The sequence below is a fragment of the Type-F symbiont of Plautia stali genome (assembly GCF_059731105.1).
On record NZ_AP035909.1, the window covers coordinates 1,746,850 to 1,768,024 of the forward strand.

The following is a 21,175-nucleotide window of genomic DNA, read 5'->3' on the forward strand; positions in this document are numbered from 1 at the left end:
GCAATAAAAGTAACAAAATGTGATATGCATATTCAGCAAAGGAAAATGCGTGTCTGAAAGACGATTAAATTCTGGAGTAATAAGTATTTCTTCTGATGAATTTTACCGGATTTAATAAAAAAGTGATGATTATCAGTGGTTAATTTTTAGGTGTAGCTTTTCTGCCCCTGGCGGTTTGTACGTTTTTAAATCATCAATCCCGCTGGTTAAATTATGGATAAAGCATTAATGCAAATAAGCGATAAGGGTTTTATTCTAACCATTAGCCTGCGTAGCAATATCTGTTCATCTTTATTTCAAAGGTTATTCCGCTGCCAATCATCACGCCGGGAATAATGCAGAAGAAATCGTTTTCATTTTATTTATCCGCTTAAAAAATAATCAGGCCAGACGTCGGTCTGCCCGCTTAAATGAAAAGATTCTGTTAAATCCTGGCATGTCGTCATCCTCTCTCGCTGAATATTCTGCGCCTCATCCTGCACCGTTGCGAGGCAGGCTGCGCTAAAACAGGGCACTCTTCGGGCCTTTTGCGGAGTGATTGTTTATCAGCGATCACAAAAGCGATATTTCATCCCGCGATTGCATAATTCCGCTATTTAAAACCCGGCTCTGCCGCTGCAATCAGACAATTATTCACTATATATGCAAAAAAAGTGAATAGCAGAGGCGTGTAACTTATTGATATTGCGTCAGGGTGACGATTTTATGCAGTTAATTCTCTGGCTGGCACGTTAACTGCACTCTACAGTAGGGCTGCATTACAACATCCCTTAACAATTTTAAAACAATAGCTTTACCCGACCGGGAAAGCAGGAGAATGGGTTATGGCACTGCACGTTTCACGTCACGATTTCGATCAATGGATGATGCCGGTTTATGCACCCGCGACATTTGTCCCGGTTCGCGCGGAGGGCTCAACCGTCTGGGATCAGAATGGCAAAGACTACGTCGACTTCGCCGGTGGCATCGCCGTGAATGCGTTAGGGCATGCGCATCCGGCATTACAACAGGCGTTGCAGGAGCAGGCCGCCCGTTTATGGCACACCGGCAATGGCTACACCAATGAGCCGATCCTGCGACTGGCGAAGCAGTTAATTGATGCCACCTTTGCTGATCGGGTCTTTTTCTGTAACTCCGGTGCGGAGGCCAACGAAGCGGCGCTGAAGCTGGCGCGCAAAGTGGCCCACGATCGGGTCGGCCCGGAGAAAAGTGGCATTGTGGCATTTAAGAATGCGTTTCATGGCCGCACGCTGTTTACCGTTACCGCCGGGGGACAGCCCGCTTACTCTCAGGATTTTGCGCCGCTGCCACCTGCCATCCAGCATGCCCCGTTTAATGACCTGGCGGCCGCGGCGGAACTCATTAATGACCAGACCTGCGCAGTAATTGTGGAACCCATCCAGGGTGAGGGCGGCGTGCTGCCTGCCGATCCGGCGTTCCTGCGCGGACTGCGTGAACTTTGCGACAGGCATCAGGCCGTGCTGATTTTTGATGAAGTGCAGAGCGGCGTGGGCCGCACCGGTTCGCTTTATGCCTATATGCACTACGGCGTCACACCCGATGTCCTGACCAGCGCCAAAGCGCTCGGCGGTGGCTTCCCGATTGGGGCGATGCTGACGCGCGACGATCTGGCGAGCGTGATGGGTGTCGGCACACACGGCACCACGTATGGCGGTAATCCGCTGGCGGGCGCGGTGGCCGGTAAAGTGATGGAACTGGTCAATCAGCCGGACTTTATGACGGGAGTGACAGAGCGTCACCAGTGGATCGTCTCGGCTCTGGCGGAGATCAACCAGCGTCTGCAGCTGTTTAAAGAGGTGCGCGGCCTGGGCCTGCTGATAGGTGCGGTGCTGAGCGATGCGTATGCCGGCAAAGCCAAAGCGATTAACCTGGCTGCCGCTGAGATGGGCGTCATGGTGCTGATTGCGGGCGCGAACGTGGTGCGTTTTGCCCCGGCCCTGAACATCAGCGAGCAGGAGGTGAAGCTGGGTATGGCACGCTTTGCCGAGGCCTGTGAAAGCCTGGTACGAGGGTCCGCATCATGATGGTAATCCGTCCGGTTGAACGCGATGATTTAAGCCAGCTGATGACGCTGGCAGGCAAAACCGGCGGCGGGCTGACCTCGCTGCCGGTCGATAGCGCCACGCTTCAGGCGCGAATCGATCGATCGCTGCAAACCTGGCAGGATACGCTGCCGCGCGCTGAGCAGGGCTACGTCTTTGTGCTGGCCGACAGTGAAGATAATCGCGCGGTGGGCATCTGCGCCATTGAAGTGGCGGTGGGCCTGCAGGACCCCTGGTATAACTTCCGCGTCGGCACCCAGGTGCACGCGTCGAAAGAGCTGAACGTCTACGCCGCGCTGCCGACCCTGTCGCTGAGTAACGACCACACCGGCAGCAGCGAGCTCTGCACCCTGTTTCTCGACCCTGAGTATCGTGACGGCAAAAATGGCTATCTGCTCTCCAAATCACGCTTCCTGTTTATGGCTAACTTCCGTGACCGTTTTATGGAGCGGGTAGTCGCGGAGATGCGGGGCGTCAGCGATGAGCAGGGCCACTCACCCTTCTGGGAGAGCGTCGGCAGCCGCTTCTTCTCAATGGACTTCAGCAAAGCGGACTTCCTCAGCGGCACCGGCCAGAAAGCCTTTATCGCCGAGCTGATGCCGAAACATCCGCTCTACATCGACTATCTGACCCCGGAGGCGCAGGCGGTCATCGGCCAGGTTCACCCGCAGACGGCACCTGCCCGGGCCGTACTGGAAGCGGAGGGCTTCCGCTACCTCAACTATATCGACATCTTTGATGGCGGCCCGACACTGGAGTGCGACATTGACCGCATCCGCGCCATCCGCAAAAGCCGGTTGCGCGGCGCAGAGCGGGGTGAAAATCCGGCGGATGCACCGCTCTGCCTGGTCGCCAATAACCATTACCGCCAGTTCCGTGTGGCGCTGATCCCGGCAGATGCCGACGGTGACAGCATAAAACTGACGGACGAACAGATGCGGGCGCTCCACTGCCAGCCGGGCGACAGCCTGCGGGTGGTGACGCTCTGCAAAGAGGAGAAAACAGCATGACGCACCTGATTAAGGGAGAGTGGCAGAGCGGCGAGGCAGAGCACCTGACGAAAGCGGACCCGGTGAGAGGGGAACCGCTCTGGCAGGGGCAGGCGGCTTCGGCAGAGCAGGTCGCCGCCGCCTGCGAGGCGGCGCGCGCCGCGTTTCCGGGCTGGGCAACCCGCCCGCTGGTGGAGCGCCAGGCCATCATCGAAAAATTTGCGGCCGGTCTGGACGCGCAAAAAGCGGAACTGGCCGATACCATTGCGCGTGAAACCGGGAAACCGCGCTGGGAAGCGCTGACCGAAGTGGCGGCGATGATCAATAAAATCGGCTTTTCAGTGAAGGCTTACCATAGCCGCACCGGTGAACAGCAGCAGGGCGAAAGTTCCCTGCGCCATCGTCCCCACGGCGTGCTGGCGGTGTTCGGCCCCTATAACTTCCCCGGTCATCTGCCAAACGGCCACATCGTGCCGGCGCTGCTGGCGGGAAACTGCGTGGTCTTCAAACCCAGTGAGCTGACGCCGCTAACCGCCGAAAAAACCGTGCAGATCTGGCTGGCGGCAGGCCTGCCTGCCGGTGTGCTGGCGCTGCTGCAGGGCGGACGTGAAACGGGCCAGGCGCTGGCCAGCTGCAGCCAGATCGACGGCCTGCTGTTTACCGGCAGCGCCCATACCGGCTATCAGCTGCATCGCCAGTTTGCCGGTCAGCCTGAAAAGATGCTGGCGCTGGAGATGGGCGGTAACAATGCCCTGATTGTCGAGGATCCAGCGGACCTGGATGCGGCGGTCAATATCACGCTGCAATCCGCCTTTATTACGGCGGGACAGCGCTGCACCTGCGCCCGTCGCCTGCTGGTGAAGCGCGGAGCGGCGGGAGAGGCGTTTCTGCAGCGGCTGGTGGAGGTTGCAGGCCGGCTGCAGCCGGCGGCCTGGGATGCCGAACCGCCCCCTTTTATGGGCAGCGTGATTTCAACCGGCGCGGCAGAGAAGATCATGGCGGAGTGGCAGCGGCGGGTGGAGGCGGGCGGCGAGGTGCTGCTGGCGATGCGCTGGCCGGATCGCCACAGCGCGATCCTGACGCCCGGCATCATTGATATCACCGGCGTGCAGGGCATTCCGGATGAGGAGGTTTTTGGCCCGCTGCTTAATGTGATCCGTTACGACACCTTTGACGAGGCGATAGCACTGGCGAACCAGACCCGCTACGGCCTGTCGTGTGGCCTGATCTCCCCCCTGCGCGCGCAGTTTGATCAGCTGCTGCTGGAGGCGCGAGCCGGCATCGTCAACTGGAACAAACCGCTCACCGGTGCCGCCAGTACCGCGCCGTTTGGCGGCATTGGGGCCTCGGGTAACCATCGGGCCAGCGCCTGGTACGCGGCAGACTACTGCGCCTGGCCGATGGCCTCGCTGGAGTCGCCGGATCTGACGCTGCCCGCCACGCTCTCACCTGGCCTGGATTTCTCACCCTCGGAGACGTTGCTATGAAGGCCACCGAAGCGAACTTTGACGGTCTGGTGGGGTTGACCCACCACTATGCCGGGCTCTCATTTGGTAATGAAGCTTCAACCCGCAATCAGCTGCAGCCCTCGAATCCCCGTCTGGCGGCAAAGCAGGGGCTGCTGAAGATGAAGGCGCTGGCCGATATGGGGTTTGTGCAGGGGGTGATCCCCCCGCATGAGCGTCCTAATATCGCGGCGCTGCGTCAGCTTGGCTTCCGTGGCAGTGACGAGCAGGTCGTGGCGTCGGCCGGGAAAACCGCGCCGGGCTTACTCTCTGCCGCCAGTTCCGCCTCGGCGATGTGGGTCGCCAATGCGGCCACCGTGTCGCCGTCAGCCGACAGCGGTGATGGCCGGGTTCACCTGACGGTGGCCAACCTGAACAATAAATTTCACCGCGCGATGGAAGCCCCGGAAACCGCCGGGCTGCTGCGCGCCATCTTCCGCGACAGAGACCATTTTGCGGTGCACGATGCGCTGCCTCAGGTGGCGATGTTCGGCGATGAAGGAGCCGCAAATCACAACCGCCTGGGGGGCGACTATGGCGAGCGGGGCGTACAGCTGTTTGTCTATGGCCGTGACAGCAGCCATGAGGGGAAAGCCCCGCAGCGCTATCCGGCGCGCCAGACGCGCGAGGCCAGTGAAGCGGTCGCCCGTCTGCATCAGCTCTCACCTGAACACCTGCTGTTTGCGCAGCAGAATCCGGCGGTTATCGACCAGGGGGTTTTTCATAACGATGTGATCGCGGTGAGTAACCAGCAGATGCTCTTCTGCCATCAGCAGGCGTTTGTCGATCAGCCTGCACTGCTGGCGCAGCTTCGGGCACGCGTGCCCGGATTTGTGGCGCTGGAAGTGCCGGACAATCGGGTGTCGGTAAAAGATGCGGTCGACACCTATCTGTTTAACAGCCAGCTGCTGAGCCGTCCCGACGGCACCATGATGCTGGTGCTGCCGGAAGAGTCGCGTCAGCATCCGGACGTCTGGCGTTACCTGTGCGAGCAGGTGGAAGGGGATGGGCCGCTGAAGGATCTGAAGGTGTTTGATCTGCGTGAAAGTATGTACAACGGCGGTGGGCCAGCCTGCCTGCGTTTGCGGGTGGTGCTGACGCCTCAGGAGCAGCAGGCCGTCAATCCCGCCGTGCTGATGAACGATCGGCTGTTCGCCGCCCTGAACAGCTGGGTCGACCGGCACTACCGCGATCGGCTGTCCCAGGCCGACCTGGTGGATCCGCAGCTGCTGCGGGAGGGTCGTGACGCGCTGGATGAACTGACGAAGCTGCTAGACTTAGGAAATGTGTATGCATTTCAGCAGTGAAGGCGATGGCAGCACGGGCTGCCACCTGCCTGAGGCGTAAAGGAGGAACGATGCAGGACTTTTTGCAGCAGACGCTGTCCGGTGAGGCACCGCGAAAGCGCAGGGGTGAAACGGCGCATCTTCGCTGGCAGTGGTTGTATCACGGCATCCTGCTGATGGAGCCGGTTGTGCCCGTTAAGCAGGCGCTGGTGCTCTCCGCCGGGATCCACGGCAATGAAACGGCCCCGGTGGAAATCATGAATCAGCTGGTCAATGCGCTGCTTCGCGGCGAAAAGCCGCTACAGCAGCGGATGCTGGTGATTCTGGGCAATCCCTCTGCGCTGCGCACCGGCAAACGCTATGTCCGTTATGATATTAACCGGCTGTTTGGCGGACGCTGGCAGCAGGTGGACGATGGCGATGAGGCGCGCCGCGTGCTGCGGCTGGAGCAGGCGCTGGAGAACTTTTGGCTGCTGGGCGAATGCGATGAGACGCGCTGGCATCTCGATATGCACACGGCGATTCGCGGCTCATACCATCCGCAGTTCGGCGTCATGCCGCAAAACGATCGTCCCTGGCCTCCCGCGTTTCTCGACTGGCTGGCGGCTGCCGGTCTGGAGGCGCTGGTCTTTCATCGCGCGCCGGGCGGAACCTTTACCCATTTCAGCTGTGAACATTTCGGTGCGGCCAGCTGCACTCTGGAGCTGGGGAAGGCGCTGCCGTTTGGCGAAAACGACCTGAGCCAGTTCAGTGCGGCACAGCAGGCGCTGGCGGCGCTGCTCTTTGGTGACCCCATGCCCGCCACCCGCGTGAAGCCGCGCCACTATCGGGTTGCGCAGCAGATCACCCGGCTGAGTGAGCACTTCAGGCTGCACATGACGCCGGAGACGCTGAATTTTACCGCCTTTCCTCAGGGCACGCTGCTGGCTGAGGATAGGGATACCCGCTACTACGTGCAGCAGGCACGGGAATATGTGCTTTTCCCGAATCCCGGCGTTGCTGCCGGACTGCGTGCCGGCCTGATGCTGATTGAAGAGGGCGAACAGACCCAGGCGCTGCCGCTCTGACGGGGGGAACTGACGGGTTACAGCAATCCGCGCTAAAAATCGGCAGGAAAGCGGGAGATCCTCTTCCGCTTTCCTGCCGAAACCCTTACACTCCTCCACGATTTCTGCGAAATTCGCTGTAAATTCATAAAGTTTTTCAATTCCTCACGCCTTTCTTCTCATTCTCTTCATGATTGCCGGATTTTTGTCTTTTATGCTTTCACGGCTTTACTCAGGCTCTGAGTAGTTGACGTTCAGCGTCGTATTCTTGTTTCCGAAGACGCGACAGAGTGCTGTCGTCATTATCATGAATCATAAGGACACTATTATGCGCAAACTGACTTCCCTGTTACTGGCTTCTTCGCTGGCGTTTGGTGCAGCCAGCGCCGTCCATGCCGCCGCGGATTCCCTGACGCCTCCGCCAGCCGGCAGCGAAAAAGCGATGCATAAGCCGCCAATGCGCCACGGCATGGAGATGATGTTCCATGGTCTGAATCTGACCGACGCGCAGAAAACCCAGATGCGCGACATCATGAAAGAGAGCCACAAAGATATGCAGCGTCCGTCACAGGATGATCGCCGTGCGATGCACGACATCATCGCGGCTGACAGCTTCGATAAGAGCAAAGCCGAAGCGCAGGCAGAGAAGATGTCTGCTAACGGTAAAGAGCATGCGCTGAAGATGCTGGAAACCCAGAACAAGCTCTATAACGTGCTGACGCCGGCGCAGAAGAAACAGTACAACGCCAACTTTGAGCAGCGCCTGACCGAAAAAGGCCCGCGCGAAGGCAACATGGCGCCACCGGCACCACCGGCTGAATAATCTGAGCTAAGCGGTACTTCTGAGACCGCCGGTGCTGTCCACTGCAGGTAAGTGGACAGCACCGGCGGTTTTTTTATAGCGGCAGGATAGGGTAGTCTCCCGAGAGGATAGGACGGCAGAGGATTTTGTAGCCGTCGTGGTCGAATCCCCCTTTGGGCCGCTGCAGTTTTTTTGCCTCTTCCATGCTGCTGACCGACCCCAGATAGAACCAGTGGTCGATGACGTGGATCTGCGTCATCTGTTTACCTTCTTCCACCAGCCCAACGGCACCCTGCCACGGCCAGCAGAAGACCCGCACGTTCTCCAGCGCTTCCAGCAGCCGGTCCTGGTGATCGCTGACCGGCTCTTTACCGCAGCAGGCCCCGGCGCAGCGGCGCAGTGCCGAACGGAAGCAGCCCCGCTGAGGGCTCAGGGCTTCCAGACCCAGCAAACCGTGACAGAGCTGATACTCATCGGCGAGTTGCTTGAGCCGTTCCAGCGCAGCAAACCGGCTGCGATAAAGCCCGAAGAGATTAGGTGACTGGCTGAAATCAAGATCCTTTGCGTAGACCACTTCGGGTTTGCCGTGGGTGATCTGCAATGAACAGAGCTGCCGGTTTTTGCGCAGGCGTTTATTGAACAGCGGCTGCTGGGTTTTGATCATCTGTGCTTCCAGCAGCAGTGCGCCGAGATCGCCCGCGGTGGGGATCCAGCTGACGCGTCGCGACTGACGCAGCATCTTCGCCTCGTCAGGGGTGCGAAAATGGGACATCACCCGGGAGCGCAGATTCACGCTTTTGCCGATATAGAGCGGCAGCGATTCACTCTCGCCGTGGAAGGTGTAGACGCCAGGGTGATTCGGCAAACCTTCCAGCCACTCACGCAGGTGTTCGGGATATTGATATAGCGCATTCGCGTCGGGTTCGAGGCGATGCGAGGCAGCACGTCTGACCAAAGTGGACTCCATTTACTGGTTGTCCATACAGCATAACAAACCGGTGAAATGATCGCCAGCCGTCTGATCAGCGCGGCCGTGTCGCCAGCCAGCAGATGAGGGAGCCCAGGATGATCATCGCGACGCCCTGCCAGAAGGCGAGCGGTGGCGTCAGGCCGAGCCACAGCGACCCCAGCAGAGCCGACAGCACCGGCGTAAAGTAGGAGGCCGTCGCCAGCAGCGTCAGGTTTCCCTGCTGAATGCCATGATTCCAGGCGGAGTAGGCGATGGCGGTGGAGAGGCCGACAAACAGGACTTCCAGCAGCGGCAGCGGCGCAAAGGTCAGCGGCGTCGGGCTGACGGCAAATTTCAGCCACAGCGCCAGTGCGGTCAGGATAAAAAAGAGCGTGACGCCGTTGGCACCGCGCGCAAACCGGCGGGTGAAATTGTTATAGAGCGCCCAGGTCAGGGCGGCCAGAAAGGCAAGAGCATAGGCGACGGGATTGCGCAGCATGTTCTGCCACAGCAGCGCCGGCGCGCCACTGCCGCTGCCTTTCATCACCCAGATGATACCCAGCAGCGACAGCAGCAGGCCGGGCCACAGCCAGACGCGGAAACGCTGCTGATTAAACGGGATCGCCAGCACGATCGTCAGGCAGGGCCAGAGATAGTTGATCATCCCCAGCTCCAGCGACTGACGGCGATCGCTCGCCAGTCCGATAGCCAGCGCCAGCGCCATCTCATAGCCGACAAAGAGCGCGCCGCCGATCCAGAGATAGATCGCAGGCATCGCCCCTGGCCTGGGCAGACCCCGGGTCAGGCAGAGCAGACAGGCGGTGGTGGTGTAGATCAGCGCCGCGCCGCCGGTGGCACCAAAGGCCTCGCTGACACTGCGCAGCAGGCCGACAGTGGTGCTCCAGAGCAGAATGGCGATAAGCCCGATCAGGGTGGCGCGTGGAACGGTGGCAGGCATGGAGCGATCAACAGCGTGAGTGAAAGGAGCCTCCCTTGCCTGTGCAAAGGAGGCGCAGGATTACTTCCAGAAATCGTCGAAAACCGTGATCGGCGGACGACGTTTGTGCTCGGTTTTGAGATACCAGCCTTCAATGATTTTCGCGCTGTCAGGATGGATACTTTTTCCTTCCAGATAGTCATCAATCATCTCGTAGGTGACACCCAGCGCCACTTCATCCTGCAGGCCCGGACGGTCATCTTCCAGGTCGGCGGTCGGCTTCTTCAGATAGAGGTGCTCCGGACAGCCAAGATGTTTCAGCAGCTGCTTGCCCTGACGCTTGTTAAGGCGGAACAGCGGGTTAATGTCGGTGCCGCCGTCGCCATATTTGGTGAAGAAGCCGGTCACCGCTTCCGCAGCGTGATCGGTACCGACTACCACGCCTTTGGTCATGCCGGCGATGCTGTACTGCGCCTTCATGCGCTCACGCGCTTTTTCATTGCCGCGGATAAAATCGGACAGGGTAATCCCGGCCTCTTTCAGCGCGCGCTCGCTGGCCAGGACCGACTCTTTGATGTTAACCACCAGTGAGCGGTCAGGCTGAATAAAGGCCAGCGCGTCCTGGCAATCCTGCTCATCCGCCTGCACCCCATAGGGAAGACGCACGGCAATAAAGGTGTAGTCGTTATCGCCGGTCTCTTCACGCAGCTCCGTAATGGCCCGCTGCGACAGCGCGCCCGCCAGGGTAGAGTCCTGGCCGCCGCTGATCCCCAGCACCAGCGTTTTCAGTCCGCTGTGGCGTTTCAGGTAGGCTTTGAGAAAATCGATGCTGACCCGCACTTCCTGGTCGGCGTCGATAGTGGGCTTCACACCCAGGGCTTCAATAATTTCCTGCTGCAGTGACATGAACTTCTCCTCAGGTCAGTGGCCTGTCGGCTCGATGCGAACGTGTTATTAAAGCTAACGTGCCTTCACGAAAACAACAAGCCAAAGCGCTAACTGATTCGCGCTAACCATTGCGAAATCAGTGAGTTTTTAGCTGAGGCTCGGGTTTTTTCGCCAGCACGGTAAACATTAAAATGGCCAGCATAAAGCAGCCGAAGATCGTGCCGCACATGCTCAGCACCGAGGTACCGCCGATGCCGGTGATGGGCACGGTAATCGCTCCCAGCGTGAACATGGTGACACCAATCACCGCAGAGGCGCTGCCGGCGCGATGGCCCTGACTCTGCATCGCCAGTGAGGAGGCGGTCGTGGCAATCACCCCATTGCTGGCGATGGTAAAGAACAGCGCGACCAGCAGCAGCGCCAGCGGTGCCTGTAACAGGGCGCAGAGCAGCAGCAGGCTGGAGGCGACAAAGGCCAGCGTCAGGCCGCCTTTCAGCACCCGATATTCGCCCCACAACGGGCAGAGGCGGGCGCTGGTCTGGGAGGCGATCACCAGACCGATGCCGTTGGCCGCAAAGCAGAAGCTGAACGCCTGCGGCGACAGACCGTAGAGCTGCTGCAGCACGAACGGAGAGGCGCCGATGTAGGCGAACATGCCCGACATCATAAAGCCCTGGGTCAGGCAGAAGCCCATGAAAGGACGATGGGTCACCACCTGGCCGAGCGCGGCGTAAGCGGAGAAGATCGATCCTTTGCTGCGGCGGGCTTCCGGCAGCGTCTCATGCAGCTTCCAGCGCGCCAACAGGATCAGCAGAATGGCAATGCCGCCCAGCACCATAAAAATGCCGCGCCAGTCGACGATCGTCATCAGCACGCCGCCCAGCACCGGTGCGCCGATAGGGGCCAGGCCATTGACCAGCATCAGCAGGGCAAAGAATCGCGTCAGTTCATGACCACTGTACATATCGCGCGCTATCGCCCGTGACAGCACCGCGCCACCGGCCCCGGCTAAGCCTTCGAACAGGCGCGCCACCAGCAGCTGGTGGATATCCTGCGCCAGTGCGCATCCCAGCGAGGCGATAAACAACAGCACCAGTGACAGGGTCAGCGGACGCAGACGGCCGAACTTGTCACTCATCGGGCCAAACAGCAGCTGGCCAACTCCCAGCCCCAGCAGGCCGGCGGTCAGACTCAGCTGAGCCGTGGCGGTTTCGGTGTTGAGGTCCCGCGCCATCTGAGGCAGAGCGGGCAGATAGAGATCGATACAGAGCGGGCCCAGTGCGGCCAGCAGGCCCAGCGTGATGGCATAAACCAGGCGGTTGGAGTGTGCAGGAGTCATTATTCCTCGGGGTCGTCAGCGATGGGGTGAAGAGAAAGCGGGCCAGCCTGCGCCAGAGAGCGTCCGGCAGTGCGGCGGGCACCCTGATCGGCATCCGCGCAGGACAGCGTCACGGAAACGGCGCAAAATCAGAAGGTTCGGATGCCGGGGAGTATACGTCTCTGCTGACAGCAAAACAGCCTTCTTTACGGAATCCTGACATTCCGTCTGCCACAAAAAGGCCGCCATAAACTTGATAAACCTGCATTTATGTTCCAGGCTTGATGCCACATGGACAATAAATGAGGAACAACAAGATGAAGAAGGTGATGGGATGTATCGCTGCGGCGCTGACACTGGCGGCACTGTCTGGTTGTACGACTTACGATCGTGCGGAAAGCTACGTGACTAAGCCAGTTGTTAAGGATGTTAAAAAGGGGATGACCCGCGATCAGGTTCGTCAGATCGCCGGTTCGCCTTCAACTGAAATTACCATGGTCCACGCGCGCGGCACCTGCCAGACATATGTTCTGGGTCAGCGCGACGGTAAAGCACAGACTTACTTCGTGAGCTATAACGACACCGGCCGTGTCATGAACTACGGCTTCCAGAGCTGCGCGGAATATGACACCGATCCGCAGGTTCAGCAGTAATCGCTGCTTCTGAATGGTAAACGGCCCGTCTTCATGACGGGCCGTTTTTCGTTGGGGCACTGTTTCATGCCCTCCGGCGCAAAGAGTGGGTGGCAAGCCTGCCGTTACAACCCTGCCGGGCGCGGCACCTCGACATAATCGCCGTCAATCTGCCGCTGGTAGTAGTGGCCATCCTGTACATAAAAACGCCTGCCGTTAAAATCCAGCACCCGCATCTCACCGCTGATCCGCGCCTCTGGCGGTGGCGCCACCACGACATACTCCTCACCGTGACGCTGATAATAGTTGCCGTTGAGCAGGTAGTAGGTCAGCCCGCCAATCAACACGGCGGTGGCGGCCTCGGGCAGAAAGCGCAACGGACCTGGCCCTCCCCAGCGCGGACCGGGGCCACCGTGCCGGCCCCATCCCTCATGCGGTCCCCATCCTCCTGGCGGTCCCCAGCCACCGGGATGCGCAGAAGCCAGAGCGGGCGCTAAGAGTGTCAGCGTCAGAAGTGAGGCGATCATTTTTTTCATCGGGCATTCTCCACAGACGAGTGGAGGCAGAATTCGCTTTTTACAGAAGAAAGACAAGCGCTAAAGCGGCGGATTTTCGCCTGTTTACCACGCTTAACGCTTTCTTAACGGCGTCGCCATGAACAGGGAAGATTATGGAGAGCGGGAAGGGATTAACCTGGCGCGGATGCGCCAGGTTAAGCAGAGATTAACGGTGCGCCAGTTCGGCGTGGTCGTCACTTTCCAGCACGCGCCTGTCGGTCAGGCCTAACCAGCGGCTGGTGAGTGAACCGGCGGTCATGGAGCCATTGACGTTCAGGGCGGTACGGCCCATATCGATCAGCGGCTCGATAGAGATCAGCAGCGCAACCAGGGTCACCGGCAGGCCCATCGCAGGCAGCACAATCAGGGCGGCAAACGTCGCACCGCCGCCGACACCGGCCACACCGGCTGAACTCAGGGTGACGATCCCGACCAGCGTTGCAATCCACAGCGGATCAAACGGGTTGATGCCAACCGTAGGCGCCACCATCACCGCCAGCATGGTCGGATAGAGACCGGCACAGCCGTTCTGGCCGATCGTGGCACCAAAGGAGGCTGCAAAGCTCGCCACAGACTCTGGCACGCCCAGGCGACGGGTCTGAGTCTCTACGCTCAGCGGAATGCTGGCGGCGCTGGAGCGGCTGGTAAAGGCGAACGTAATCACCGGCCACACTTTGCGGAAGAAGCGCAGCGGGTTGATGCCGTTTACCGACAGCAGCAGGGCATGAACCGCAAACATTATCGCCAGGCCGAGGTAAGATGCGACCACAAAGCTGCCCAGCTTGATGATGTCCTGCAGGTTAGAACCGGCCACGACTTTGGTCATCAGCGCCAGCACGCCATACGGCGTCAGCTTCATCACTAAACGCACCAGCTTCATGACCCACGACTGCAGGGTGTCAATCGCCACCAGCACCCGCTGACCTTTCTCCTGGTCATCTTTCAGCAGTTGCAGAGCGGCCATCCCCAGGAAGGCGGCAAAAATGACCACGCTGATGATGGAGGTCGGATTAGCACCGGTCAGATCGGCAAACGGATTTTTCGGGATAAAGGAGAGCACCAGCTGAGGCACGCTCAGATCGGAGACCTTGCCGACATAGTTGCTCTGGATCGCACTCAGGCGTGCGGTTTCCTGGACACCCTGCACCAGACCCTCCGCGCTGAGGCCAAACAGACCGGTCACGAAGACGCCGACCAGCGCAGAAATCGCGGTGGTAAAGAGCAGTACGCCAATGGTCAGTACGCTGATTTTTCCCAGCGACGAGGCATTATGCAGACGGGCGACCGCACTCAGAATCGAAACGAACACCAGCGGCATGACGACCATCTGCAGCAGCTGGACATAGCCATTACCGACGATGTTAAACCAGCTGATCGACGCTTTGACCACGGCGCTGTTTTCACCGTAGATCAGCTGCAGCACCAGGCCGAACAGCACACCGATCACCAGACCGATCAACACTTTCTTCGACAGGCTCCAGCTATGGCGGCTGAAGCGGGAGAGTAATACCAGCAGCACCACGAAGGCCGCGATATTAAGCGTAAGAGGAAGGTCCATACCGAAACTCCAGAGTAATGCGGCCTGTCGTCCGGGAGAGGCCGCATAATGTTAATCACGAATTAAGACAGCAGGAATGGTAACAGCAGCCGGAGAGGCTGCCTTATATCCAAATGGCATGGTTTATAACTAACTGTTGATTTTTGTGGGTTTATTGCGCGGTATGACTGGAAATTAACCGTCCGACCCCATTCTGCAGCGTATCAAACAGCTGGGTCGGCCAGCCGTTTGCACCAAAGGAAGGCATTCCCACCGGAAACCAGAGCGCATAGCCCACCAGGCCCAGACACAATACCCGCTCAAGCTGATTGCCTTTCTGGCTGCGCAGAATCGGCAGGCGGAAGCGCCAGCGGCAGGGCCACAGCAGTGGCACCCCCGCAGGCGTCAGCATATCGGCCACAATATGGCTGAGGTAGCCCAGGGTCAGACCCTGCAAGACATCAGGCGGTATGGGTGACGATTTGGGCAGGTTAATCTGAAAAAGCCATAAACCGGCGGCCACCGCCAGCAGGCTGTGGGTAAAGCCCCGGTGACCAAAAGCGCGCGCAATCGGCTGTGAGAGCCAGCGCAGCCGCTGTCCCAGCAGGGATTTAGGGTGATCGATGTCGGGCAACAGACATGTCAGCAGGGCTGAGGGAACGAGATGCCACCAATCGGCCTGCGCCAGAACCGGGGTCAGCTCCGCACGTTTGGCAAAAATAGCGCTGGCAATGGCAAAAATGATGTGGCCTTCGCCCGTCATGATAGAACCTGGATGCTAAGAAACTGTCGATGCATCCAGTATAGGGATTTATCCAGTAAATGAGAACATGTGACGCTGTAACTAACAGTGAATTTTTTTACAGGGCGAGCCGCGGCATGTCACGGCTCACCCCGTTTTCTAGCGGGCCAGCCAGCCGCCATCAACCGCCAGCGTGTAACCATTAATATAGTCTGCTGCAGACGAGGCCAGAAAGACCACCGGCCCCATCATGTCATCCGGCACGCCCCAGCGGCCTGCCGGAATGCGATCAAGGATCTCAGCGCTGCGCGCCGCATCTTTGCGCAGGGGTTCGGTATTATCGGTCGCCATGTAGCCTGGCGCGATAGCATTAACATTGATGCCATGCCGTCCCCACTCGTTAGCCATCAGACGGGTTAAGCCCATGACAGCGCTTTTTGAGGCGGTGTAAGAGGGGACGCGAATGCCTCCCTGAAACGAGAGCATGGACGCAATATTAATGATTTTGCCGCCGCTTCCCTGCGCGATAAACCGCTGCGCGATTTGCTGTGAGAGGAAAAACACCGTCTTGCAGTTGATATTCATCACATCATCCCAGTCCTGCACGCTGAATTTCAGGGCATCCTCACGACGGATAATCCCGGCATTGTTGACCAGGATATCCACTCTGCCTGCCGCGGCGACCGCCTCTTCCGCGACCTGCGGGATGACCTCAGGAGACATCAGATCGGCTGAAACGGACCAGAAGCGGCGGCCAAGTGCCTCCACTTTATGCTGCGTGTCAGCCGGTTCGATGCGGTTGATGCCCACAATGTCGCAGCCAGCCTGCGCCAGCCCCAGTGCCATCCCCTGGCCAAGCCCGGTATTACAGCCGGTCACGATGGCGACTTTGCCTGTCAAATCAAATCTGTTCAGTACCATTCGGCTTGTCCTCCGCTTAACGCAGTTCGCTAATTCTGACCGCGTCCATATCATCAAAGACCTGATTCTCACCCACCATTCCCCAGATAAAAGCGTAACGCTGGGTTCCGACACCCGCGTGTATCGACCAGCTGGGAGAGATCACCGCCTGCTCGTTATGAACCAGCAGATGACGGGTTTGCTGCGGCTCTCCCATCATGTGGAAGACGGCGTGATCTTCACTCATGTCGAAATAGAAATAGACTTCCATGCGGCGTTCGTGGGTGTGACAGGGCATGGTGTTCCAGAGACTGCCCTCATGCAGCCTGGTCAGGCCCATCGTGAGCTGACAGGTAGGCAACACGTCGGGCACGATAAATTTGTGTATGGTGCGGCGATTAGCGCTTGCCGCATCGCCCAGCGTGGCGTTGACCGCCTCCTGCAGCGTGATCTTCCTGTCCGGAAAGGTGGTGTGCGCCGGTGCACTGTTGAAATAAAATTTTGCGGGCCGCGATGCGTCGAGGCTGCGAAACAGCAGATCGCGCGCCCCTTTGCCGATATAGAGCGCCTCTTCGTGACCGATTTCCCACGTTTTGCCATCCACCTCCACCAGACCCGGACCGCCAATATTGATCATGCCCAGTTCACGGCGTTCGAGAAACCAGGCGACGCCCAGCTGTTTGCCCATCTCATCCCCCATCGTGACCGGCTGATTCACCGGCATGACGCCGCCCGTAATGATGCGGTCAATGTGGCTGTAGGTCAGGGTGTAGTGATCGGCGGTAAATATCTTTTCAATCAGAAATGCCTGGCGCAGTGCGTCAGTGTCGAGTTGTTTAGCGTGATCGCTGTGAATGCTCTGGCGAATGTCCATCTCGTGCCCCTCTGGAGTCAGGTTATTCATCCCCCGATCAGGGGACGATGTGGGCATCTTAGGCAGGGTGAGATAGCGATTCAATAAAAATGAAACGCTGTTTTAATTTTTTGAGATTCAGATCAACCGCAGAATGCCTGAGCAAAAAAAAGCCCGCTTAAAGCGGGCGGGGGGTCAGCCTTTCAGATGCGTCGGGCTAAGCTGCGTCAGATTGTCCAGCCGGACATCCGCCAGCGCCCAGCGCGGATCGTCGCGGTGCTCAGCGGCAGGTACCACAATCGACCGCATGCGGGCCGCTTTAGTGGCGATCATGCCGTTAAACGAATCCTCCAGCGTGACGCAGTTCAGCGGATCGATCCCCAGACTGGCGGCGGCATTGAGATAGACCTGCGGATGGGGCTTGCTGTAGGGCAGGGCTTCTGCGGAGGAGAGCACATCAAAATAGTGGCGCAGATTAAAGATCTCCAGCACCTGTTCCAGCATCGCCATCGGAGAGGCGGACGCCAGGCCAATCTTCAGTCCCTGCTCCTGACAGAGTTGCAGCGCGGTTTCCACGCCCGGCAACAGGGGGCGGGTCTGATCCACCAGCGTCATGGCGCGCACGATAATCCGCTCCGTGACCTCCTGCTGCGACGGACCCTGCCACGGCAGCGTTTCGTACCACATCCGCACCGTCTGGTCGATGCGCAAACCCAGCGTGTCGGGCATTTCACTGCGACGTGACAGGTCAACATCCAGCGTTGAAAAGATATCCAGTTCAGCCTGATCCCACAGCGGCTCAGAATCGATCAGTAAACCATCCATATCAAACAGGGCGGCGAGGACAGGGCGGTGATAGGGCATCAGAGGTCTCCTTTTAAAGTCGGTTTTACCAAAGCATCATTCCCGGCTGGCGCACGCTTCGCCCGTCGGCCATGCTTTTTTTGGGAAATTTCTTCATTGGCAGGTAGACTTACGGCAAATCGGATTTCGGGTTCAGGAGATATTATGACCTATCAACAGGCTGGCCGCATCGCCATCCTTAAGCGTGTGGCAGGCTGGGTGCTCTTTCTGGTGGCGCTGCTGTCGACCATTATTTCGGTGCTGAGCTTTATGTTTAAGCACAGTGAGAAGCAGCCAGGTATCGACGCGGTAATGCTCGATTTTGTTCATGTTATCGTCGATATGCTTCGCTTTAACACCCCCTTCCTGAACATCTTCTGGCACAACTCCCCGGTGCCGGAATTTAATGGTCAGATGAACCTGGGATTCTGGCTGATCTACATCCTGATTTTTGTCGGACTGGCCCTGGAGTCATCCGGCGCGCGCATGGGGCGTCAGGCCCGTCATGTCAGAGAGGGTATTGAAGATCAGATGATCCTGGAGCAGGCAAAGGGCAGCGAAGGGCGAAGCCGTCAGCAACTGGAAGAGAAGGTGCGCGTACCCCGTCACACCATCTTCCTGCAGATCTTCCCGCTTTACATCCTGCCCGTGGTCATTGCGGTAGCCGGTTATTTCGTGCTGTCGCTGCTCGGCTTTATCTGAGGGCGTCGTCAGGCCGGTCTGGCCTGACTGGCGCTCAGCGCATCCTCTTCCAGCAACTGGCCGATGGCGAACTGTGCGTCGTCCGGCCAGTGCCCGCCAAAGACGTTAGCCCGGTTCAGCAAATAGTAGAGCTGATAGACCGGCAGACGCTGCGAGAACCCATCCGGTAACGGCCAGACCGACTGATAGCCGTCGTAAATCTGACGCGGCAGGTCGGGGTACCAGCTCAGCATGGCTAAATCGCACTCCCGGTCGCCCCAGTAGCAGGCAGGATCGAACACCCAGGGGCCACTGTGGCTGCTGGCACAGTTGGCTGGCCAGAGGTCGCCATGCAGCAGCGACGGCTGCGGATGATGGGAGGCCAGCACCCGCTGCACGGCAGCAATGATCAGCTCGGTATCCCCGTAGAGCACCCCTTTTTCTGCCGCCAGCTGTAACTGCCAGCCGATGCGCTGCTCAGCAAAAAAGACCGACCAGCGGCGCAGCCAGCTGTTGGGCTGAGGAGTCGTGGTGATATTGTTGTCGAAATCGAGACCGAACTGTGTCTGCTCGCTCCACTGATGAAGGTGCGCCAGCTGCTGCCCGAGCTGCCAGGCACTCTGCTCATCAAGTGGCTGAGGCGGAATATATTCCAGCAGCAGGAAGCTCTCCTCGCGGTGCTGGCCTACACCATAGACCTCCGGCACGCGAACCGTGCCGGTGCGCGCCAGCAGCGCCAGCTGGTCAGCTTCCCAGGTGAAGAGTGAGAGCCTGTCCCGGCTGTTACTTTTGACGAACACGTCGTGATCACCGTAGCGGATACGCCAGGTGGGATGGATGTCGCCGCCGGCCAGGGCGTGACGTTCGGTGATTTCGGCATTGCCTAACTGCTCGCTTAACAGACGACTAATGGCTGACCACATTGGGCTATCCTCGTTATTCGCTGCGTAAGACAGATTGTACTGCGTAAATATTCACCAAAACCAGCCCGATTGCACCTCTTATTCTGGTGCGGAGCGGGTGGGGCGATGTTCAGCGGTGTCGCGCAGAAACGCTTCGAAGGTTGTCACGGTCACGTCCGGCCGCTGACCCAGCACGCTTTCACCCGCCGCAGTGGCCTGCTGCTGCAGCGCTTCAGGCGACAGCGGGCTGACAATACCAAAGCTGTTGGTCCCGAGTTCATGCGGGTGGCCCTCATCGTCAGCCAGGGTGGTGGTGAAACCGGCCGCCGTCATGGCGCTGGTCAGCTCCAGGATGTCGCTTAATCCCGATTCCTGATAATGAAAGGTCACGATATAGCGTGTTAAGGCGTTGTTGCTCATGAGGCACCTCTGGGGAAGGGAAACTGAACTGAGCGTAGACCATGGTGAAAAATCAGGCGAATTATGAAGGGGATGCGCGGTGTTTGCCGTGATGCCGGACGTAAATTCCTGTCAGGCAGGTGCGCGGGGGTGGAAAAATCTTCTGCGGCTACGGCTATCTTTTCCCTTTCGCAGCACTATAATGCGCGACGTTAATCAGATGAGTCCCAATTAACACGTGTTGCAGGGCTGATTCCACGCATTTCGGGTGAGTTAATATTTTTTTACAAAACTTACCGTAAATTGCATTGAATGCCGGGCAAAACGCTTCAGACTCTTCGTTTTTTAAACTGTCGCACGGATCACATTTAATGAAAGCCTATAACAAGCTGTCTGCTGTTCTTCTGCTCTCCGCCGGAGCATTTTGTCACCAGGCACTGGCCGATAACGCCGTATTCACCTCAATGGATGACCCCTCTACGGCGAAAAAGCCGTTTGAAGGCTCAGCTGCTGCGGGATACCTGGCGCAAACCGGTAACACCACCAGTTCATCAATGACCGCTCAGACCAATATGACCTGGTATCAGTCATCAATGGCTTACAGCTTGTGGGGTAACGCGGCCAACACCTCGTCAAACGATGAGCGCTCTTCCGAGACCTATAGCATCGGCGGTCGTTCACGTTACAACGTCAGCAACTATGACTACCTGTTTGGTCAGGCGAGCTGGTTAAGCGATCGTTTCAATGGTTACGATTCGCGCGACGTTCTGACAGCCGGTTACGGTCGTCAGATCCTGAACGGTCCGGTGCATTCACTGCGTGCGGAATTTGGTCCGGGTGTGCGCTACGACGATTTCCACGATGGCGGCCACGAAACCAAAGCGCTGGGCTATGGCGCAGTCAGCTATCAGTGGCAGCTCACTGACACCACCAAATTTGTCCAGGGTGTGTCTGTACTGAGCAGCTTCGGTGAAGATACCACCGTGAACTCTGAAACCGGCCTGCAGGTGGCAATTAACAGCCACTTCGCCCTGAAGCTGGCGTACAACGTGACCTGGAACAACAATCCGCCAGAATCTGCGCCGGATCGCACCGACACCAAAACCTCGGTTATGCTCTCCTACGCGATGTAAGCGCAATTTTAACCGTGGTCTGCCCGGCGGCCTGACACTCTGTCAGGCCGCTTTTTTTTGATCTCTCCACGGCTTAGCAAAAAGGGGATGGTTTTTCTCGACCAGGAAAACTGCTATCATCTGCCCCGCACGGCAATCCTGGCGACATTCCGACAATGTGGGTCTGATGTTACGCCAGGTCACCCATTTTACATGACGTTGCATGTAGGCTTT

21 protein-coding genes are annotated in these 21,175 nt (G+C 58.4%); 9 read left to right on the plus strand and 12 right to left on the minus strand.

Going from position 1 to position 21,175, the window contains the following annotated elements:
• Positions 1–824: 824 nt before the first annotated feature.
• The 6 genes from AC6I7A_RS08215 to spy all read left to right on the plus strand — a co-directional run bounded on the left by AC6I7A_RS08215 (position 825) and on the right by spy (position 7,712).
• Positions 825–2,045 (plus strand): aspartate aminotransferase family protein, encoded by a 1,221-nt coding sequence (locus AC6I7A_RS08215; RefSeq protein ID WP_058956582.1) that lies wholly within the window; start codon positions 825–827, stop codon positions 2,043–2,045.
• Positions 2,042–3,073 carry an arginine N-succinyltransferase gene (astA, locus tag AC6I7A_RS08220; RefSeq protein WP_009090571.1) on the plus strand — a complete coding sequence of 344 codons (1,032 nt, stop codon included), beginning with the start codon at positions 2,042–2,044 and terminating at the stop codon, positions 3,071–3,073. Before AC6I7A_RS08215 ends, astA begins: the two co-directional genes overlap by 4 nt.
• Positions 3,070–4,539 (plus strand): succinylglutamate-semialdehyde dehydrogenase, encoded by a 1,470-nt coding sequence (gene astD, locus AC6I7A_RS08225; RefSeq protein ID WP_058956581.1) that lies wholly within the window; start codon positions 3,070–3,072, stop codon positions 4,537–4,539. The genes astA and astD overlap by 4 nt, the downstream gene beginning before the upstream one ends.
• A complete protein-coding gene (gene astB / locus AC6I7A_RS08230; RefSeq protein ID WP_498004726.1) occupies positions 4,536–5,864 on the plus strand; it encodes an N-succinylarginine dihydrolase in 1,329 nt (442 codons plus the stop codon). Before astD ends, astB begins: the two co-directional genes overlap by 4 nt.
• A 50-nt stretch (positions 5,865–5,914) precedes the next feature.
• Positions 5,915–6,910, plus strand: a complete 996-nt coding sequence (astE, locus tag AC6I7A_RS08235; protein ID WP_058956580.1) for a succinylglutamate desuccinylase — start codon at positions 5,915–5,917, stop codon at positions 6,908–6,910.
• Positions 6,911–7,217: 307 nt separating this feature from the next.
• A complete protein-coding gene (spy, locus tag AC6I7A_RS08240) occupies positions 7,218–7,712 on the plus strand; it encodes an ATP-independent periplasmic protein-refolding chaperone Spy (protein ID WP_009090567.1) in 495 nt (164 codons plus the stop codon).
• A gap of 73 nt (positions 7,713–7,785) precedes the next feature.
• Here the strand turns inward: spy and cho are convergent, their stop codons facing one another.
• From cho to AC6I7A_RS08260, 4 genes are all read right to left on the minus strand, one after another.
• Positions 7,786–8,646, minus strand: a complete 861-nt coding sequence (gene cho / locus AC6I7A_RS08245) for an excinuclease Cho (protein WP_009090566.1) — start codon at positions 8,644–8,646, stop codon at positions 7,786–7,788.
• Between the two features lie 67 nt (positions 8,647–8,713).
• Positions 8,714–9,598 carry an aromatic amino acid DMT transporter YddG gene (yddG, locus tag AC6I7A_RS08250; RefSeq protein WP_058956579.1) on the minus strand — a complete coding sequence of 295 codons (885 nt, stop codon included), beginning with the start codon at positions 9,596–9,598 and terminating at the stop codon, positions 8,714–8,716.
• Positions 9,599–9,658: 60 nt separating this feature from the next.
• Complete coding sequence (nadE, locus tag AC6I7A_RS08255) at positions 9,659–10,483, minus strand: NAD(+) synthase (protein WP_009090562.1); 825 nt, start codon at positions 10,481–10,483, stop codon at positions 9,659–9,661.
• 118 nt (positions 10,484–10,601) lie between these two features.
• Complete coding sequence (locus AC6I7A_RS08260; RefSeq protein ID WP_058956578.1) at positions 10,602–11,804, minus strand: multidrug effflux MFS transporter; 1,203 nt, start codon at positions 11,802–11,804, stop codon at positions 10,602–10,604.
• 296 nt (positions 11,805–12,100) lie between these two features.
• On the opposite strand from AC6I7A_RS08260, the gene osmE reads away from it, so the two are divergent.
• On the plus strand, positions 12,101–12,436 hold the full coding sequence (gene osmE / locus AC6I7A_RS08265; RefSeq protein WP_009090559.1) for an osmotically-inducible lipoprotein OsmE: 336 nt from the start codon (positions 12,101–12,103) through the stop codon (positions 12,434–12,436).
• A gap of 104 nt (positions 12,437–12,540) precedes the next feature.
• On the opposite strand, the gene AC6I7A_RS08270 is transcribed toward osmE, so the two are convergent.
• The 6 genes from AC6I7A_RS08270 to hxpB form a co-directional block, all read right to left on the minus strand.
• Positions 12,541–12,951 (minus strand): DUF6515 family protein, encoded by a 411-nt coding sequence (locus AC6I7A_RS08270; RefSeq protein ID WP_046101716.1) that lies wholly within the window; start codon positions 12,949–12,951, stop codon positions 12,541–12,543.
• Between the two features lie 187 nt (positions 12,952–13,138).
• Positions 13,139–14,530, minus strand: coding sequence for an L-cystine transporter (locus AC6I7A_RS08275; RefSeq protein WP_009090555.1), 1,392 nt, complete (start codon positions 14,528–14,530; stop codon positions 13,139–13,141).
• Between the two features lie 151 nt (positions 14,531–14,681).
• Positions 14,682–15,272, minus strand: coding sequence for a metal-dependent hydrolase (locus AC6I7A_RS08280; protein ID WP_009090554.1), 591 nt, complete (start codon positions 15,270–15,272; stop codon positions 14,682–14,684).
• Positions 15,273–15,410: 138 nt separating this feature from the next.
• On the minus strand, positions 15,411–16,172 hold the full coding sequence (gene kduD / locus AC6I7A_RS08285) for a 2-dehydro-3-deoxy-D-gluconate 5-dehydrogenase KduD (protein ID WP_046101719.1): 762 nt from the start codon (positions 16,170–16,172) through the stop codon (positions 15,411–15,413).
• 16 nt (positions 16,173–16,188) lie between these two features.
• A complete protein-coding gene (gene kduI / locus AC6I7A_RS08290) occupies positions 16,189–17,025 on the minus strand; it encodes a 5-dehydro-4-deoxy-D-glucuronate isomerase (protein ID WP_058956577.1) in 837 nt (278 codons plus the stop codon).
• Between the two features lie 174 nt (positions 17,026–17,199).
• On the minus strand, positions 17,200–17,868 hold the full coding sequence (gene hxpB, locus AC6I7A_RS08295; protein WP_058956576.1) for a hexitol phosphatase HxpB: 669 nt from the start codon (positions 17,866–17,868) through the stop codon (positions 17,200–17,202).
• Between the two features lie 144 nt (positions 17,869–18,012).
• On the opposite strand from hxpB, the gene AC6I7A_RS08300 reads away from it, so the two are divergent.
• The gene (locus AC6I7A_RS08300; RefSeq protein WP_009090542.1) at positions 18,013–18,549 is read left to right on the plus strand and encodes a YniB family protein; all 537 of its coding nucleotides are present in this window, start codon (positions 18,013–18,015) and stop codon (positions 18,547–18,549) included.
• 8 nt (positions 18,550–18,557) lie between these two features.
• On the opposite strand, the gene AC6I7A_RS08305 is transcribed toward AC6I7A_RS08300, so the two are convergent.
• Together AC6I7A_RS08305 and ghoS are read right to left on the minus strand one after the other, a co-directional pair.
• Complete coding sequence (locus AC6I7A_RS08305) at positions 18,558–19,451, minus strand: fructosamine kinase family protein (protein ID WP_058956575.1); 894 nt, start codon at positions 19,449–19,451, stop codon at positions 18,558–18,560.
• Between the two features lie 78 nt (positions 19,452–19,529).
• Positions 19,530–19,850 carry a type V toxin-antitoxin system endoribonuclease antitoxin GhoS gene (ghoS, locus tag AC6I7A_RS08310; protein ID WP_009090539.1) on the minus strand — a complete coding sequence of 107 codons (321 nt, stop codon included), beginning with the start codon at positions 19,848–19,850 and terminating at the stop codon, positions 19,530–19,532.
• A 350-nt stretch (positions 19,851–20,200) separates the two neighbouring features.
• Between ghoS and AC6I7A_RS08315 the strand changes: the two genes are divergently transcribed.
• Positions 20,201–20,962 carry a DUF481 domain-containing protein gene (locus AC6I7A_RS08315; protein WP_009090538.1) on the plus strand — a complete coding sequence of 254 codons (762 nt, stop codon included), beginning with the start codon at positions 20,201–20,203 and terminating at the stop codon, positions 20,960–20,962.
• The last annotated feature ends 213 nt before the right edge of the window (positions 20,963–21,175 follow it).